Genomic DNA, 17,142 nt, shown 5'->3' on the forward strand with positions numbered 1-17,142 from the left:
GTTCGCCACTAATCCACCAGAGCAAGCTCCAGCTTCATCGTTCGACTTGCATGTGTTAAGCACGCCGCCAGCGTTCATCCTGAGCCAGGATCAAACTCTCCATAAATGTTTGATTGCACCAGCTACAAGTAACCGATGCACATCTTGCGTCACCCGCGTCCGGAATAGGACGTCGAGGCGACAAGTTTGAAACTGACAGAACAAATCAATACTGACTTGCTTTGTTTGTTTATATCTATTTCCAAAGGAATCCGCTGTGCAAACAATCACGACCCGAACGGGACGATCATATTAAGCACAGTCGGGTTTTTGGCATTTGACATTGTGCACGCTGTTGAGTTCTCAAGGATCGGACGCTCCTGACCTCCACCGAAAACGGCTTCACCCCAGGGCTTTCAAACCTGTGTTGGCAACCCCCGCTTGACTGCGGGAGGCAACCTGTCTAACTTACCAGCTTCAGACTGTTTGTCAAACCAGCAATCCCGGACTGAAACAGACCGAAACAACCAACCGACACACGCATGAAGCGGGTACTCATCCTAAGATCTGAAGTCGGATCCTAATGAAAGGAATTCCGCTGTTTGACTCGACCACAACTCGAAAGTTGTGGAGGATGGTGGCCCCCACTTGAGGCCGGAAACCTAGCAGCAGAACTGCCCGGGACTTCCGCACCTTTGGGGTGACAAGAGGAAACATTACGTGCATTTTGCCCCCCTCGCCAACACCGCCCACATCCCGGGCGTGTCGCAAAAATGAGGCCCCTAAAACACTGCATTCTGACCGCTGGGAACTCCCGCCAACTCCTCGTTTTCGGGTGGGGGTGACAGCAGCACGACAGGCAACAACGGCAGAGAGGGTAACCGCGCACCCGCGCGACACCCTCTCCCCGATCGAACTATCCCTTGAGACCGGTTTGCGCCAGGCCTTCGACGAACTGCTTCTGCGCCATGACGAACACAACCAGAACTGGCAATGCAGTCATTGTGGCTGCGGCCAGCTGTACGTTCCACAATTGCCCGCCGTAGGCATCTGTGTATCGAGTGAGCGCTTGAGGCAAGGTGAAAAGCTCAGGCGACTGGAGATAGACGGTTGGCTCCAGGTAGAGATTCCAAATGTGCAGGAAGGTGAAGATCGCTACGGCCGCGAGTGCACTGGTTGCCAACGGCATGGCGATGCGCCACCAGATTGCAAAACGGCCGAGCCCGTCCAGTCGTGCAGCTTCTTCGAGCTCGACCGGTAACGAGATGAAGAACTGCCGCATGATGAACGTCGCCAGAACGCTCGGCGCACCGAAGGTCGACACCAGCAGGATCGGCCAGTGAGTGTTGATCAGTCCAAGCTCATTGAAGATCTGGAACAACGGCACGATTGTCACTTCGCTGGGGATCAGCAGGCCGATGAGAACAACGAGGAAGAGCAGGTTCTGGCCGCGAAAACGAATTCTCGCGAATGCGTACCCCGCTAGCGACGAAATGAACATCGTGCCGACAGTGACAAAGAACGCGATGTACAGCGAGTTGAAGTACTGCCGCACGAACGGCTGCAGTTCAAATGCCTTGGTGTACCCATCCAGCGTGGGATTGGCCGGCCACAGCGTCGGAGGGAACGCGAAGATGTCACTGATCGGCTTGAAGGACGAGGTGATCATCCACAGCGTGGGGAGAATGAAAGGCACCGCCATCACCGTTAGCGCGACGTAAAAGACGACCCGCCTGACGGTAACCGTGCTCTTCACTCTGCTTCGAGCGTGAGGACCGACAGTCGGCGGCATAGTTGCGGCTTTAGTTTTCATAGAACACCCACCTCTTGCGTAGCTGCCACTGAGCGACCGTGAGAATCAGCACGATGACGAAAAGAACGATGGACAGCACCGATCCATAGCCAAACTCCCCAAAGAGGAAAGCTTGCTGGAAGAGGTAATACACGAGCACCGTGGTTGAGATTCCGGGGCCGCCTTGAGTCAGAACTGCGATTTGAGCAAAGACCTGAAGCGAGCCGACGATCGTAATGATGAACGTCAGCAAGATGGTCGGTGAAATGAGCGGGATCGTGATGCGCGTGAAGAGACGGCGAGCGTTCGCGCCATCCATCGTCGCCGCCTCGGTGAGTTCTCGCGGCACGCCTTGCAGCGCAGCCAAGAAAAGAACCATGTTGAGACCGACATTCTTGAAGACCTGAACGATGATGACGCTGGCCATCGCCGTCGGCCCCTCTCGCAACCAGTTCGGGCCATCGATACCGATGACCTCGAGCATCCCGTTGATGCCACCGTTGTCTTGAAAGAGAAATCCCCAGACGATTGTCCACGCAACGAGCGAGACCACCACCGGCGAAAAGAAGATCGTGCGAAAGAAGGTAATACCGGCCATGGACCGGTTGAGCATGACCGCCAACAGAAGAGCGATCACCAGGTTGAAGAAGACGAGCCCGATGGAGAAGACCCCTGTTGCCTGCATGACCGGAATGATCTGCGGGTCGGTGAAGAAACGTTCGAAGTTGTCGACACCGACAAAGGTGAATGTGTTCGCGAGCACGTTCCACTCGTGAAAGCTGAAATACACGACGAGCGCTAGAGGCACCAGCACAAACGCGGTCACGCCGAGCACTTGAGGTGCGACGAAAAGGTAGCCTGCCACCGCGTCACGCTGCTGATATGTCAGCGGACGGCGAGGCCGGGCGCTGCCGGACCGGGCGCGAGCCCGATCCGGCAGCGTAGGCGTTCGAGAAGACACGATTGATCCTTAGAGCAGCGGCTCTACGGCGTCACAGACACCCTGGAGAACTGCAGGCACATCAGCATCCGAAGCCCACATCGCGTCGAGCGATGCGCGAACGGTCTGGCCGATTTTGGCGGAGTCAGTGTGGCTCGGACGGACAACACCGGTGGTGATACCCGGAACGACAACATTCTCGATCTGGTCCGCTGAGAGCACGGGGTTCGCAGCAGAAAGCGTTTCGGCGTTCAGCTGTGAGTTGCGCGCCGGCGGGAACCACTGCGAAAGCAGCTCCGAATTCTCAGGGTTAGAGAAGTAGGCAAGAAACTCGGTGGCGGTCGACACGTTGTCGCCCTGAGCCATTACTCCGATACCTGCTTGACCAACCATGGAGTAGTCACCGGCAGGGCCTTCCGGCAACGGAAGCAGATCCCAATCGAACGCTCCGTCAGCAAGAAGCGAAGCCCGTGAAATCTGGGTCACAGTGAAGGCAGACTCACCAGCGAAGAAATCAGCCGTGGTTCCGGGACCCGGCATCGACTGCGCGTCGAAAGCCGCAGTGTGCAGGAACTCGAAAGCGTCGACCATCTCGTCTGAGGTGAACTCGCAGCTTGCGCCGTCGTCGCTCCACGGTTGTGCGCCCCAGCCGAGCCAGACCGCTGCGAGGTTATCCCACGTCGTGTAGTCAAAGTCGCGGATGACGAAGCCGGCCTTGCCGGTGGCACCGTTGACTGCGGTGCCGACCGCAGACAGGTCTTCCCAATTCCATTTGCCCGATGCTTGAAGCTCTGCCGCAGTGGGCTGCCCGGCTTCGGCCAAGAGCGAATCGTTGGCGAACATCACGAAAGGTGAGGTTGAGAACGGGTACGCAATGAGTTCGCCGTCACTCTTCCAAAGAGCCGTCGCTGCATCGTTGAGATCCTCGAATTCATACCCCTCTGTGGCTTCGAGTGTCTCCTGAATCGACGCCAGCGCTCCTGAATCAACGAAGTCGGGCGCGGAGTTTTCAAGGATCCACGCGAGGTCCGGAGCCTTACCACCGGCAACCTGTGTGGTGAGCGTTGTCGTGTAGTCCTCGAACGGAAGCGGGTCAAAAGTGATCGACGTGACTTCGGGGTGGTCGGCGATATACGCGTCGGCGATCGAATCGAATAGCGCGAGCTGATCCTCATTCGACGTCCAGACGGTCATCCGCAGATCGACGTCTGTTGCTTGTTCATCTGAGCCGGCTGCGGAACATCCGGTCAGAACCAGAGTTGCTGTGGTTAGCAGTCCAGCGGCGGTCAGCCACTTTGCTGATCTCATTGGTCTTTCTCCTCGGTCAGTAGCCAGTGACGTCGGGCCAGTGAAGCTCGACGCCGTGGCGGGTTAGCAGGGTTTGGAACTCCTCAAGCAGCTGAGGAGTATTGCGTACCGTGCGGGGATCAACCTCACGGTCTAGACAGAAGGCCGCTAGCCAGCCCGCCGATTCGCCGATGTTCCACTCCACCGGGTGAAGCCGGAACGCTCCATTAGTGATGTGGGTGGTACCGACGTTCTTACCCGCGGGGAGCAGGTTGTCCAGGCGAACCGGGATCAGTGCTCCAAGCGGAATCTCAAATGGCGCCGAAGCGACATCGATGTAGTTGTCTCCGCCTGTGGACGGGTGGAGGTCGATGCGGTACATACCGACGCCAACAGTGTCGGGGAACGTCGCCGGGCGGCCATGCCCGCGAACCGCGATCGAAAGATCACCTTCGACGACGCGGTACTCGGAAACGATGCGGCGCGACTCACGGATGTACGGCGCTTGGGCGAGGCCATCAGAAGTTCCAGTAACGTCGCCACGCAGTCGCAACCCGGGCCACCCCTTTCCCCCATCGGGGCGAGGCGCTTCGGTCTGCAGCCAGTAGAACATCGAGAGCGAGAGCTGGCGCGATGCGTCGAGGTGGGCATCCGCGTCATCTGAGTCGATGAGGTTGCCGTCGAGATAGTCGATCATCGGCCAGTTGACCATGACAACGTCACTCTCGAGGTGTCCCGCCTCAAACATTTTCTTCGAGAGGATGCGGCGGAAGATCCACAACTCGTCGTCGCCCCCGCCAGCACGCTGGTCAGCGATGCGCTCGAAGGGATCATCGTCGATCGTCGGCGTAAAAGCGCGCGTCACGATTTCGAGAGTGCGCGGATGCGGCGCCGTGAGGCTCACGATCGGTGCGCCCCAGAATTCGGGCTGGTACGCACTCCAGTAGTCGTAATCACGAGGCTTCTCGATCGTGTTGTCGATACCGTCTTGGTGGTCAACCACGAAGCACCAGGAGAAAGCCTGAACGTTGTCGGGCGCTGCATGTTCTGGAGCGCTCGGCTCGCCGGTGTCCCCACGGCTTTCGGTGCCTGTGACATATTCGGCGCCGGTGAGAGGAAGGAGATCGCCGAGTTCTGTTGCATCAAGGATGTACGGAGCAGAGAGCCGGGTCTCTGCCTGGGACACGATATCCCGCACCAGAACCGCGGTGACAATCGTGTCATCCACTTCAGCGCTGATGGGAGCCACCCCACGCATGATGGTGAGTTTGCTCGAGCCGATATAGGGCGCAAGCATCGCATCGATAACAGCGACGGCCACCCGGGGCTCAGCGCACAACCGGCTAACGAGCCCCGCACCGGGGTTGAGGTGGCGCTCGGCGCGGGCCTGCGCAGTGAGCGGGTAGTTCTCGCGGTAGTAGCCACGAATCCCCTCCCGCAACTCACGGTAGGAAGCAGTGACCCCAAATTGTTCTACCCACGTGTGCTCATCCATCGGAACGGCTTGACTAGTGAGTTGGCCGCCCAACCACTCGTACTGCTCCGTGAGGATGACGCGACGGCCAGCACGGAGCGCGGCCAAAGCTGCCGCGACTCCTCCCATCCCCCCGCCAATGACGACGACGTCTGCATTGAGGTTGTTCATTAAATACTCCCTACTCGCGGGGCCGCCAAAGTGGTACCCGCGATAACTGTGCAACTCACAAGCTGCTGATGGGGCAGCTCGGTCGAGTCGCCGGTTCCGTTCATGATGTGGTCGAGAAGTGCTACCGCTCGTGATCCCAACTCTTCGCGCGGAGCGCTCAGCCGGGTGAAATCGACGGCATGGCCGCTTGGGCGAGTGCGCTCACCGAGGGCGATGATGGAGAGTTCTGCCGGTACGGAGACACCGTCAGCAACCGCGAGGTCTCGGAGTGCTTCAGCGTGACCGGCATCCTCTACAAATAGAACGGTGGGCCGAGCGCTACGGATGCGCTGCCACGCGGCCGCCAGATCAGAGCCATCCGTTACCGCCGTGTCGACGGTAAAGCCCGCGGCAGTCAGCTCGGAGTTGAGGCCTTCTTTGCGGTCTCGAGTGGACTCCGCGTCATAGCTCAAGTGAAGGTAATAAAACTGCTCGTGCCCGCTTTCGATAGCGAGGCGCGCGAGGCGCGCAGTCGCCGCAGCGTAGTCCACCCCGACGTAGGGGATGCGGCCGTCTGCCGCGTCCCGACGGCCGATAGCGACGAACGGGTAGTTGCTGTCGACAAGGCGAGTGAGTTCATCTGCATCCATCTCACGGCCGAGCAGCAAACATCCGTCAGCGAGACGAAGACGGTTGTTTTCATGGAATAGACGGCGGCGGCCCTGAACCACCGGTGCACTCGTGAACATCAGCAGGTCGACACCGATTTGCTCGGCGGCCCCCTCGATGCCCGTAAGCAGTGGCGTGTAGAAGTCAGAACTCTCGTGCGGGAAGGCGTGTTCGTACGTGAAGATTCCAATGAGGCTGTTGCCCACCCCGGCGAGGCGACGCGCGGCCGGGTCAGCGACATAGGTTGTGTCACGGATCACCTGCAACACTCGCTCACGAGTCTCGTCAGGGATGCGGGTGGTCGAATCAGTTTTGCCGTTAAGCACGAGCGAGACGGTTGCTTGGCTCACGCCAGCAAGCTCGGCGATCATTCGCTGAGTAACTCGCTCTGGCCGATTGGTCGCCACTGTGCCGCCGCCGTTCTCTTCGTTGAGTCGAAACTGATGATGCGTATTACCGTACACAAAATAAAGTGATTATACGTATCATCACAGAAATCAGCGAAAATTCCCTTAGCAGCGCACGTCACCGCCTGCCAGACGAGTGGCTATTCCTTAGACAAGATCCTTATCGGGGAAGAAGTGCGTCTTGGCCTGCGTAAGCTCCACGCCATCGATGAAGATGTCAACCTTCTCGTTGTAGAACGCGACCAGGCCGGTGATGGGTAAGAGTTGGCGCGTGGGGAACGAGTACGACCACGCGAGATCGTCGTGCACCGTGCCGCCCACCTTCACCGACCAGTAATCGGTGGTGGTTCCCTTATAGGGACACTCGGTGACAGTGTCGTTGGGCACGAGGTGCTCAAAGTTCACCTCCGTGCGATTGAGGTAATACCGCGTCGGCAAACCGGTTTCGTAGACCATGACCGGAGACGACGACTCGGCAAGAACGGCCCCGTCGAGTTCGACGCGCACTGTGCGGGTCGAACGTACGGCATCCACTCGCGTGTACGGATTGCGTGGGTGCACGAACACCTGCTCGTCTTCTTCGAACCAGGAGTCGAGCGCATCCCACTCGAAACGCACCATGTTGGCAAGGCCCTCGAGCCCATCGCCGGCGTAAACCTTGGCAGCGGCCGGATGCTCGCGCTCCCTCACCGCGAGGCCCGTACGGTGATAGCTGCCACGGGTCTCGTGATTCTCTTGCGCTTCGTCAACGAGGAACTCAGACTTCACGTCGGCGAGTGGGATGTAGAACTGCGGATACGGCGCCCACTCCCACACATACAGCGCTGCCGTCGTGTCGAAGATCAGCTCACCCGCGAAGTAGCCACGAATGCGGCGCGGGACAGGCTGGATGAGGTTCTTCTCGGAAATCATTCCTGGATAGTCGTTCATCAGCGCCTCTTTCGTCAGTGGTTTTAGCCTGCCACTGTTGGCTGTGAGGGACAACGAAAACAGCGATCGCCGCCAATGCTCACCCCTCGAGTGAACACGGACGGCAATCGCTGCGGCGTTGCACTGAGGGCGAGGCGCTCACCCGGTGGGCACCTCGCATCCCGCTTGCAGGCTACGGGCGAGGCGCTCCCCCGCCGGGAGCTCCGCCACCGGCACCTTCGCTGCTTGCGGCAGCGACTCCGGCGGTCACGGTTCCGGCAGTGTCGCCGTTGATCGTGACCGTGTAGGTCTCGCCGTTCGTGATGGGGGCATCCGACAGCACAACCGACTGGAACGACTTGACCGAGGTAAACTCGGCGATCACCGTGCCACTGCTATCGAGCACCTGCACGGTCTGGTCGGCGCCGTAGGCCTGCTCGAGCGAAGCGCTCAACCAGCCCTGAGCCGAGGACGTTTCGGGCGAGGTGGCCATTCCTGTCATGCCTACTGCCAGGACCGTTCCGCTATCGACCACGACCGTTCCGTTCGCATCGAGAGCACCCTCACGATCCTCCGGCGAACCAAAAATCGTCGTGGCTCCGCCGGTGACGAGGATGGAACCGTTGGAGTCGATCCCGTCGCCGGTGGAGTTGACCGTGGTCTCGCCGCCCGTGATGGCAACCATCGCTCCGTCATCCGCTTCGACAATGCCGCCGACGTCGGTGGTGGTGCTCGTGCCACTCGTTGCATTGATGCCGTCGTCGCTGGCGTTGACCGCGAGCACGCCACCCTCGATGGTGATCGTGAACGATTCGACACCCTCATAGGAGTTCTCGACTGTCGTTCCGCCGCCCGAGATCACGATGTTGGTCTCCGATTTGAGCCCGTCGTCGTCGGCCGCGAGCGTGGTCGAACCGCCCGCGATCACGATGTCGGTCTCGGCGTGAACGCCGTCATCCGCTGCAGTGAGGTCGACCGTGCCGCCCGCGATGTAGACGTAGCCGCGAGTTTGGTCTTCGTCGTTGTCTGACTTGAGGGCGTCGCCGCCGGCATCCACCGTGACCGTGCCGCCTTCGATGGTCAGTGAGTCTTTGCCGCGCAGACCGTCATCGCCGGCGGTGACCGTGATGTCACCGGAGAGGATGACGAGGTCGTCGTGGCTTGTGATGCCGTCGTTGACCGCGCTGCTTACTGTGAGCGATCCGTCGCCCGAGATGGTGAGGTCGGCGTCGCTGAAGAGCGTGGCGTTGTAGTCGGCGTCGTCTCCGGTGGAGAAAAGTGTGTTGGTTCCGCTAAGGGAGACGACCACGTCTTCGGCGTTAGCGACCGCGATCGCGGCGCTCGTTGAGCTAGAGATTTCTGCACCGTCGAGCACTAGTGCGACAACGTCTTCATCGTCGGTGTCCACAACTACTTGGCCATCGAACTGCCCCGAGAGAACGTAGGTTCCGGCCGCGCTAATGGTGATCGTGGAGCCAGCGACACTCACGCCGGCGCCATCGGCAGTTGCCGTGGAGCCGTCGAGGGCGATCGAAACGGCGCCCTCGAGGGTCCACTCGTCGTCATTGGTGGTCGTTGAGTTTGCGTTCGCCGCGAGGACTTCTGTCGCGACGGGTCCTAGGTTCAGGTCGACGTTCGCCTCGCTGATCTCGGCGGTCACGCTGGAGGTGACGGCGGGAGTGTCAGCGACGGTCGAGCATCCGGCCAGCAGCACTCCACCGATCAAGAACGTGCTGACGGCGGCGGTAAGGGTGAAGTGGTTTCGCTTCATGATCAAGCTCCTCTGGTGGGTGACTTGTTCCATCACAGCGGGGTTCTCTATGACTTTTCTATGAGCAAGCTATGCGTGAGCAGTGGATGTCGAACTAGCGCTGCAGACTGAGCTCTGGATGGCGTTCAACAGATACAGGGTGCGCGGGGTTCCCATACGCGAGGATTGACCCATGACACCCGAGACCACCACTTCCGCCCCGGTCGGCACGCTCGATGGTTGGGTGCGCGCGCCCTTCTCCGCCGCGGGCTTGACCTACGACTGCTTCGAGAAAGGCGCGGGGCCCGGCGTTGTGCTGATCCCCGAGATTCCCGGGGTCACCCCGGAGGTGCTGGGCTTGGCCGAGCACCTTGTCGCGGCGGGCTTCACCGTGGTCGTGCCGTCGCCCTTCGGCGAGCCGGGCAAGGTAAAGACCCGGGGCTACATGACGCGGATCGTGATTCGGCTGTGCGTGGCCGCCGAGTTCCGCGCGTTCGCAACGAACTCGTCGCGGCCCGTCACCGACTACTTTCGGGCAGTCGCCTCCGACCTCGCGGCCCGGACTCCCGGGCGAGGTGTTGGGGTGATCGGGCAGTGCTTCACGGGCGGATTCGCCTTAGCCGCAGCGATTGATGACTCCGTGGCGGCATCCGTTCTCAGCCAGCCCGCCGTCCCCTTTCCTGTCGGCCGGGCGCGCCAACTCGATGCGGGAGTCTCGCCCGCCGAGTTCGACCGCATTGCTGCCCGAGCGGATGCCGGCGAAGTCTGCGCTCTCGGCCTGCGGTTCAGCGAGGACACCGCCGCCCCGCGCGCCCGCTTCGACACCATCAAGGCTCGCCTCGGCGACGCCTTCGAGATCATCCAGCTGGATTCCTCGCCCGGAAACCCTGATGGCTATGCAGCAACTGCGCACTCTGTTCTCACCGGCGAAGTTCGCGAGAACCCGGACAACTCGGCGGCGGTTGCCCGCGAGCGGGTGGTGGCATTCTTGCGCGAGCGGATCGGTTGAGCGGCAGTGACCGGGCAGCGGGCCCGGCTGGCGACGCGTGACTAGCGACGAACGCGGCGCTGGCGATGCTGGCGATGCTGGCGATGCTGGCGACGCGAGCTGAACCGCTCTAGCCGAGGCTCGATCCCAGGGCGCCAACGATGTACGGCACGAGCCAGATGCCCCACACGATGACAGAGAATCGGTGAAAGCTGGTCTTCTCCGCTTCACGATTGCGCACCAGCACGACGATCGCCCACGTGAGGTGCACGGCCATGAGAACGATCGCGATAACTCCCGTGACGCCCATCAGCTGGTTCAACGCGCTCTGCTCGATACCGGCCGCACGATTCTCGGTCGCGATCAGGTTCATCAGGAACGTGCCCGTGGCATCCGCCGCCAATCCCAACCCGAAGAGCACGACGTGCCACGGCTTGAGCACCTTCTGCACTCGCTCGCTCCACACCCCGACGGTGTAAAACACGAGGGCCAGAGTGATGAGGATGATCGCAGGCAGCAGCATCTCTCTATTTTGGCCTGTTCACAGCGCGCGAGCGAAAGTGGTTCGGCGGGTTCAAGTCGTCGTCTCGACCCGCTCGACCTCATCGAAGTGCTCGACGACCGGGAACGGCTCGTAAAACTCGTGCAGCAGCGCTCGCCACTGCTGGTACTCAGGCGAACCCCTAAAGCCAATTTCGTGGTCGTCAACAGAGTCCCACCGCACGAGCAGCAGATACGTTTCGGGATGCTCGACCCCGCGTGAGAGCGTCAGCCCACGGAATCCCGGCATCGCCGCAATGATGCTCTTCGCTTGGGAAAAAGCCGCTTCAAACTCCGCCTCACGACCCGGCTTGATGGGAAGAAGCGCGTGCTCAATGACGCGGCCCTGCTCAGTGGATGCCATGGCGTCACTCTAACGAATTGTCTGCCGTGAACAGCGGCGGCCATTAACGACGAAAGCCCCACACGAATGTGGGGCTTTCAGCTGGTGCGCCCGGAGGGATTTGAACCCCCGGCCTATTGATCCGTAGTCAATTGCTCTATCCGCTGAGCTACGGGCGCATCTCGATGACTTTCGCCAACCAGAAAACTATACCAGCGGATTCGGGCACCCGATGACACTTTTGCCAGATGGATGCCGCGAGCGCCTATTTTCTGACGCGAAGGTGCGCAACACCGCCATCAACTTCGAGCGCGGTGCCCGTGGTTGAGCCAGAGAGCGGGCTCGCCAAATACGCGACGGCACCGGCAACTTCTTCAGGCGTGACCATGCGGCCGGTGGCCTGGCGGGCATCCAGAGCGGCACGTTCCTTGACGGGATCGTCGAAGCCCTGCAGCATCCGCTCGACGAACGGGGTGGAGACTGTTCCGGGGCTGACAGCGTTGACGCGCACGCCATCCGCCACATGATCCGTTGCCATGGCGTAGGTCAGCGCGAGAACGGCACCCTTGGAAGCGCCGTAGAGCGCGCGCTGCGGGAGGCCGTTGAGGGCGGCGATGGAGCAGAGGTTCACGATCGCGGCGTGCTCAGACTTACGAAGCCAGGGCATCGCTGCCGCCGATACCCGCGCCATGCCGATGACGTTGATGTTGAGAACGCGCGCCCATTCGGCGTCGTCGTTTTCTTCGACGGTTCCGACCGCGCTGATGCCGGCGTTGTTCACGACGATGTCGATGCCGCCCAGTATCTCGGCGGCCGCAGACACCGCGGCGTTGACGGAGGCACGATCTGACACGTCGGCTGTGAAACCGTGGAGGCGAGCATCCAACCCCTCAGTGTTGAGGTCGAGCACGGCGACGGTTGCACCGCGCTCTGCTAGTGCGAGCGCCGAAGCGAGGCCGATGCCGGATGCTCCTCCCGTGACGACCGCGACGAGACCGTCGAACTCGGCGCTCATGCCTGCACCAGAGTTTGGCGAGCGCGACCGAGGCCGTCGATCTCGAGCTCAACGACATCGCCGGCACGCAAGTACGGCTGGCCCTCGATGCCCATGGCGACACCGGCGGGCGTGCCCGTGTTGATGACATCGCCGGGCTGCAGCACCATGAACTGGCTCAGGTACCAAATGATGTGGTTCACGCCGAAGGCCATGTTCGCGGTCGTGCCGTTCTGGCGCTCGACACCGTTCACCCACAGGCGCAAGCCCAAGGCTTGAGGGTCGGCCACCTCGTCGGCGGTCACCAGCTCAGGCCCGAACGGATTGAAGGTCTCGCAGCTCTTGCCCTTGTCCCAGGTTCCGCCACGTTCGAGTTGGAAAGCGCGCTCGGAAACGTCGTGCGACACGGCGTAACCGGCAATGACGGCGGCAGCGTCATCCGGAGAGTCAAGGTAACGAGCGGTCGCGCCGATCACGACGCCGAGCTCGACCTCCCAGTCGGTCTTCTCGCTCGTGCGCGGGATGAACACGTCGTCGAAGGGTCCGACCATGGTGCTCGGGTCTTTCATGAAGATGACGGGCTCGTCGGGCAACGTCGCACCGGTCTCTTCAGCGTGGTCGCTGTAGTTGAGGCCGACGCACACGATCTTGCCGGGGCGGGCGATAGGCGCGCCTACGCGGATGCCCTCGGTTTCGACAGCCGACAGGGTGCCCGCATCGAGCGCGGCACGTACCGCGGCGACGCCACCGCTGGCAAAGAAGGCTCCGTTGATGTCTGCGGTGATCGATGTCAGATTGAAGGCGCCACCTTCATCGAGCACAACGGGGATTTCTGAGCCAACCGGCCCGAGTCGCGCGAATCTCACTGAGTGTTCTCCTTCGTTGCCAGCGCGATACCTTCGCGCTCTTGTGATTCATAACCGGCCTCGACGACCGCCATGGTGTGCATGACGTCGTCGACCGAGGTCGGAAGTTCAGATACCGAGCCCTCGAGAAAACGCTGCAGCGCGCTCATCGAACCGATGAAGGCATCCGGGAACCAGCTGCCCTCGAACGGTACCGGCTGCCAGCCCAGCTCGGGCTTATCGGTGTACGCGATGGCGAGAGCGTCGGGGCCGCCGCGCGGGTAGTCGAGCATGAGACCCAGCTGCGCGCGAATGGCGCCCTTGGTGCCCTCCCACTTGACGAAGGCTTCTTCGTAGTCGCCGCCGAATCCGTGGTCGTGGTTCGTGCTGATCGTGACCCGCAGCGGGCGATCGCGGTAGCGCATAATGATCGTCGAGCGCGTGTTCGAGACTTGAGGCTTGGCCGGATGCCGCACCGTCGCCGCGCTCACACTGTCGGGGTCGCCCAGGAACGAGCGCACCAGGTCCAGATAGTGCACGCTGTGCATGTTGAGTTCGAGACGCTCGATGCCGAGCACGTGCGGGAAAATCTCCCACGGCGTCTCGGTGGCGATGCGAATTTCTAGGTCATAGAGCTCGCCGATTGCACCCTCAGCGATGAGCGCCCGTGCGGCCGCGATGTACGGCGCGAACCGCAGTTGCGTATTGACCGCAGCAACGAGGTTCTTGCGGTGACAAATCTCGAGCAGCACGCGCGCCTCGGCAAGATTTTGACCGAACGGCTTCTGGATGAGCACGGCCGCGCCATCGGGCAGTTGGTCGAGCACCGCTGCATATTGCTCGGGCATGAGCGCGAGATCGTAGACGGCGTCTTTCGGGGCCGCGGCTACGGCATCCGACAGCGAGATGAAGACATGCGGGATCCCGAACTCATCGGCGAGAACCTGCGCCTTGGCCGCCGTGCGGTTCACGATCCCCCACACCTCGAACCCCGCTTTGCGGTAGGCCGGAAGGTGCGCGTCTTTAACGATTCCGCCGGCGCCAATCATGACGATCGGGCGCGGGTGCTGCGGCAGCGCGAGAGTGTACGCCTCGGCTGGCTCACGTTCGGGAAAGGACGACACGGGGTGCTCCGACTCTCATAGGCGGTAAAACTCGTGATCAAACGATATATCAAACAACAGCAGGCGGCAATGCGATAGACGATGCCCACACCCCACAATGACAAATGCGGCCCGCCCGGGAGGGTGAGCCGCACTTAAGTCATGTCCGCAAATAGCACTGGCGAGTGGCCTTAAATCGCACCCCGCGGGCCCTGGATCAGATCATCGTGATGAATTTGGGCAACGTTGGGGTGCGCCCGCATTCGGTAACGGAGCGCGTTGTCTCCGTAGGTTTCGAGGATCGGGCTGTTCGTGGGGTCGAGCGAGAGTCCGCGCGCTTGAGCGGCAAGCTCGGGTGGCAACTGCAACTGCGGCATCACAGTGTCGAGAGCCGGGTTGAAGAAGAACGGAATCGAGATGCGGTCGTCGCCGATGAGCGGGGAGATGACGCGGTGCAGCGTCGCCTTGAGGTACCCCTCGGTCGCGAGCTCGAGCATCTCACCGATGTTCACGACGAACGCGCCCGGCTTGGGTGGAACATCCACCCACTCGCCCTGGAAGTCAACCTGCAGTCCGCCCTTGCCCGGCTCCACCATGAGCAGCGTGAGAACACCACCATCGCGGTGGGCCCCGACTCCCTGCTTGGGTTCGGGGTTGGACTCACCGGGATACCGCACGATCTTGAGCTGCGGGAACGGCTTGTCGGCGAAGGCATGGTCGAACACATCCTCCGGAGCGCCAAGGGCCTGGGCCCACGCGCGCAAAAGGCGCAGCGAGACGGCACTGAGTTTGTCGTTCCATTCGTTGACCAACTCGCGAAGCTGAGGCACGGCATCCGGCCACTGGTTCGGACCTTCAAGACGCCAGTAGTCAGCGAGCCCCGCAGCGTTGTCGATGACGTCGCGCTCGGGGCCAACGTCGATCTGTTCGCGCCAGTCGGTCTTGCCCTCGGTCAGCTCGCCGCCCACGCGGGTGTACCCACGAAACTGCGGGCTGTTGACGTTCTCGACCGCAAGCTTCTGTTCGGCCGACAAAGCGAAGAACTCACGGGATGCCGCGAGCAGGTCATCCATCAACGATTCTTCGACGCCGTGGCCGACAAGGTAGAAGAACCCCACATCATGGGTCGCACACAGCAAATCATCCCGGAATTTGGCGGCCGATTCAGGGCCGCCGTCAAGTAGCGAGAGGTCAATGACGGGGAGTGCGGATTCGTTCATTCCACGATATTTACACGCGAAGTCTGGGAACTTTCTATTGTTACGCTCACAGCGTGACGCGGCAGAGAAACCCGGTTACAGTTCGAAAAATTATGCTCCGACTGCGGCGCGTTCGGGAATAATTTGCGGGTGAGTTTGCGCCATATGCTCGATCACGCGCACCACCTGGCTCGTGTAGCCGAACTCGTTGTCGTACCAGACATACAGCACCAGATGCTTGCCTGAGCTGATGGTCGCGAGCCCATCAACGATGCCCGCACGGTGCGAACCGATGAAGTCGCTCGACACAACCTCGGGCGAATCAATGAAGTCAATCTGCTGCTGCAGGGTCGAGTCCAGCGAGAGCCCGCGGAGGTAGCGATTCACTTCTTCCCGCGTCGTCTCGGTCGCGAGGTTGAGGTTGAGAATCGCCATCGATACGTTGGGCGTCGGCACGCGGATGGCGCTGCCGGTAAGCAAGCCAGCAAGTTCTGGAACAGCCTTCGCGACTGCCTTCGCGGCCCCCGTCTCGGTGATGACCATGTTCATCGGAGCCGAGCGTCCGCGGCGGTCACCCGAGTGGAAGTTATCGGTGAGGTTCTGGTCGTTCGTGTACGAGTGCACGGTTTCCACATGCCCGTGCTCGATGCCGTAAAGATCGCTGATGGCTTTGAGCACCGGCGAGATCGCGTTCGTCGTGCACGACGCCGCTGAAAGAATGGCGTCACTGTCGGCGATCGTGTCGTGGTTCAGACCGTAGACGATGTTCTTGATGTCGCCCTTGCCGGGAGCGGTAAGCAGAACACGCTTCACCCCCTGAGCGGCGAGGTGCTGAGAGAGGCCTTCTTGATCACGCCAGCGGCCAGTGTTGTCGACCACGATGGCATCCGAAATTCCGTACTCGGTGTAGTCGACCGTGGCGGGGTCATTCGAGTAGATGACCTGAATGAGAGTGCCGTTGGCCAAAATCGTGTTGGCCTCGGTGTCGACCGAGATCGTGCCCTCGAACGGGCCGTGGATGCTGTCGCGACGCAGCAGGCTAGCTCGCTTGATGAGGTCGTTGTCTGATCCGCGGCGCACGACGATCGCGCGCAAGCGCAGTCCGTCGCCATTGCCGGCATGCGCGATGAGGATGCGGGCCAGCAGTCGTCCGATGCGTCCGAAACCGTAAAGCACGACATCCGCTCCCGCCGGCTTCGCTTCGGCGCCGTTCTTAAGCACCGGCGCAAGCTCGGTCGCCAAGAACTCGCCGAGGTTGCCACCGACCTCGCGGAACCGATTCACGAGCTTCGCCAGGTCGATGGATGCCGCGTTGAGGGCCATTCCCGACAGCGCGACCATGATCGGCATCGTCTCTTCAATCGGCAGCTCAGCTTCGTTCAACTGGCGCGCGAAACGGTGAGCTTTGAGAACCTCGACCGGAGACTGGTTGATGAGGCGGCGGCCGTGAATCGAGGTCACGACGCCGTGGTTGCGATACAGCCCACCGATGAGGGGAATCATGGCCTCGGCCAATTCTTGGCGGGCATTCCATCGATCAAATTCGTCGCTGTGTTCGCGCTGCATCAGGTTCCTTCCGACTGCACTGTCTCGGGGCGAATGGGCGCGTTTGTGGCGCGCGGCCCCGCCTCCATTGTTTCAGAGAGTGGGCGCCAGAGCGTGAGTGGGTCGCTTCAATTCGGGCAACTGTTGAGCCAGCGCCAAAGGCGGCGGTTTTTAACTCGAGAAGCGTGCGGGATGAGGTGCGGACGGCCCCGGTGGAGCGCCGGAAAA

15 protein-coding genes, 1 tRNA gene and 1 rRNA gene are annotated in these 17,142 nt (G+C 61.3%); 1 reads left to right on the forward strand and 16 read right to left on the reverse strand.

What is annotated here, in order from left to right:
- The 8 genes from I6E58_RS00005 to I6E58_RS00040 all read right to left on the reverse strand — a co-directional run.
- Positions 1–106: ribosomal RNA gene (locus tag I6E58_RS00005) — 16S ribosomal RNA — on the reverse strand; the annotation flags it as partial.
- Positions 107–895: 789 nt separating this feature from the next.
- Positions 896–1,681 (reverse strand): carbohydrate ABC transporter permease, encoded by a 786-nt coding sequence (locus I6E58_RS00010; RefSeq protein ID WP_231595199.1) that lies wholly within the window; start codon positions 1,679–1,681, stop codon positions 896–898.
- A gap of 100 nt (positions 1,682–1,781) precedes the next feature.
- Positions 1,782–2,636 carry a sugar ABC transporter permease gene (locus I6E58_RS00015; RefSeq protein WP_307841904.1) on the reverse strand — a complete coding sequence of 285 codons (855 nt, stop codon included), beginning with the start codon at positions 2,634–2,636 and terminating at the stop codon, positions 1,782–1,784.
- Between the two features lie 105 nt (positions 2,637–2,741).
- Entirely contained in the window at positions 2,742–4,019 is a 1,278-nt protein-coding gene (locus I6E58_RS00020; RefSeq protein WP_197129003.1) for an ABC transporter substrate-binding protein, read from the reverse strand.
- Positions 4,020–4,035: 16 nt separating this feature from the next.
- Complete coding sequence (locus I6E58_RS00025) at positions 4,036–5,643, reverse strand: FAD-dependent oxidoreductase (protein WP_197129006.1); 1,608 nt, start codon at positions 5,641–5,643, stop codon at positions 4,036–4,038.
- A complete protein-coding gene (locus tag I6E58_RS00030; protein WP_197129009.1) occupies positions 5,643–6,755 on the reverse strand; it encodes a LacI family DNA-binding transcriptional regulator in 1,113 nt (370 codons plus the stop codon). Before I6E58_RS00030 ends, I6E58_RS00025 begins: the two co-directional genes overlap by 1 nt.
- A gap of 90 nt (positions 6,756–6,845) precedes the next feature.
- A complete protein-coding gene (locus I6E58_RS00035; protein ID WP_197129012.1) occupies positions 6,846–7,628 on the reverse strand; it encodes a DUF427 domain-containing protein in 783 nt (260 codons plus the stop codon).
- A 172-nt stretch (positions 7,629–7,800) separates the two neighbouring features.
- Positions 7,801–9,378, reverse strand: a complete 1,578-nt coding sequence (locus I6E58_RS00040; protein WP_197129016.1) for a carbohydrate-binding domain-containing protein — start codon at positions 9,376–9,378, stop codon at positions 7,801–7,803.
- A 172-nt stretch (positions 9,379–9,550) separates the two neighbouring features.
- Between I6E58_RS00040 and I6E58_RS00045 the strand changes: the two genes are divergently transcribed.
- Entirely contained in the window at positions 9,551–10,366 is an 816-nt protein-coding gene (locus I6E58_RS00045; protein WP_197129019.1) for a dienelactone hydrolase family protein, read from the forward strand.
- 109 nt (positions 10,367–10,475) lie between these two features.
- Here the strand turns inward: I6E58_RS00045 and I6E58_RS00050 are convergent, their stop codons facing one another.
- From I6E58_RS00050 to I6E58_RS00085, 8 genes are all read right to left on the reverse strand, one after another.
- The gene (locus tag I6E58_RS00050; RefSeq protein WP_197129022.1) at positions 10,476–10,868 is read right to left on the reverse strand and encodes an HsmA family protein; all 393 of its coding nucleotides are present in this window, start codon (positions 10,866–10,868) and stop codon (positions 10,476–10,478) included.
- Positions 10,869–10,919: 51 nt separating this feature from the next.
- Entirely contained in the window at positions 10,920–11,249 is a 330-nt protein-coding gene (locus I6E58_RS00055) for an antibiotic biosynthesis monooxygenase (protein WP_197129025.1), read from the reverse strand.
- Between the two features lie 82 nt (positions 11,250–11,331).
- Positions 11,332–11,407: transfer RNA gene (locus I6E58_RS00060), tRNA-Arg, on the reverse strand.
- An 86-nt stretch (positions 11,408–11,493) separates the two neighbouring features.
- A complete protein-coding gene (locus I6E58_RS00065; RefSeq protein ID WP_197129028.1) occupies positions 11,494–12,243 on the reverse strand; it encodes an SDR family NAD(P)-dependent oxidoreductase in 750 nt (249 codons plus the stop codon).
- Positions 12,240–13,088, reverse strand: a complete 849-nt coding sequence (locus I6E58_RS00070) for a fumarylacetoacetate hydrolase family protein (protein ID WP_197129031.1) — start codon at positions 13,086–13,088, stop codon at positions 12,240–12,242. The genes I6E58_RS00065 and I6E58_RS00070 overlap by 4 nt, the downstream gene beginning before the upstream one ends.
- Positions 13,085–14,191 (reverse strand): Gfo/Idh/MocA family protein, encoded by a 1,107-nt coding sequence (locus I6E58_RS00075; RefSeq protein WP_197129034.1) that lies wholly within the window; start codon positions 14,189–14,191, stop codon positions 13,085–13,087. The genes I6E58_RS00070 and I6E58_RS00075 overlap by 4 nt, the downstream gene beginning before the upstream one ends.
- A gap of 170 nt (positions 14,192–14,361) precedes the next feature.
- A complete protein-coding gene (locus I6E58_RS00080; protein WP_129072867.1) occupies positions 14,362–15,390 on the reverse strand; it encodes an isopenicillin N synthase family oxygenase in 1,029 nt (342 codons plus the stop codon).
- A 90-nt stretch (positions 15,391–15,480) separates the two neighbouring features.
- Complete coding sequence (locus tag I6E58_RS00085) at positions 15,481–16,935, reverse strand: glyceraldehyde-3-phosphate dehydrogenase (protein ID WP_197129037.1); 1,455 nt, start codon at positions 16,933–16,935, stop codon at positions 15,481–15,483.
- Positions 16,936–17,142 lie beyond the last annotated feature (207 nt).

The sequence above is a fragment of the Salinibacterium sp. SWN1162 genome, assembly GCF_015864675.1.
Taxonomy (GTDB): Bacteria; Actinomycetota; Actinomycetes; order Actinomycetales; family Microbacteriaceae; genus Rhodoglobus.

Bases quoted from the DNA above. Each gene is read 5' to 3' on its own strand.
- I6E58_RS00010 (WP_231595199.1), bottom strand. From the start codon at position 1,681: ATGGCGGTGCCTTTCATTCTCCCCACGCTGTGGATGATCACCTCGTCC.
- I6E58_RS00020 (WP_197129003.1), bottom strand. From the start codon at position 4,019: ATGAGATCAGCAAAGTGGCTGACCGCCGCTGGACTGCTAACCACAGCA.
- I6E58_RS00025 (WP_197129006.1), bottom strand. From the start codon at position 5,643: ATGAACAACCTCAATGCAGACGTCGTCGTCATTGGCGGGGGGATGGGA.
- I6E58_RS00035 (WP_197129012.1), bottom strand. From the start codon at position 7,628: ATGAACGACTATCCAGGAATGATTTCCGAGAAGAACCTCATCCAGCCT.
- I6E58_RS00040 (WP_197129016.1), bottom strand. From the start codon at position 9,378: ATGAAGCGAAACCACTTCACCCTTACCGCCGCCGTCAGCACGTTCTTG.
- I6E58_RS00045 (WP_197129019.1), top strand. From the start codon at position 9,551: ATGACACCCGAGACCACCACTTCCGCCCCGGTCGGCACGCTCGATGGT.
- I6E58_RS00050 (WP_197129022.1), bottom strand. From the start codon at position 10,868: ATGCTGCTGCCTGCGATCATCCTCATCACTCTGGCCCTCGTGTTTTAC.
- I6E58_RS00055 (WP_197129025.1), bottom strand. From the start codon at position 11,249: ATGGCATCCACTGAGCAGGGCCGCGTCATTGAGCACGCGCTTCTTCCC.
- I6E58_RS00065 (WP_197129028.1), bottom strand. From the start codon at position 12,243: ATGAGCGCCGAGTTCGACGGTCTCGTCGCGGTCGTCACGGGAGGAGCA.
- I6E58_RS00080 (WP_129072867.1), bottom strand. From the start codon at position 15,390: ATGAACGAATCCGCACTCCCCGTCATTGACCTCTCGCTACTTGACGGC.
- I6E58_RS00085 (WP_197129037.1), bottom strand. From the start codon at position 16,935: ATGCAGCGCGAACACAGCGACGAATTTGATCGATGGAATGCCCGCCAA.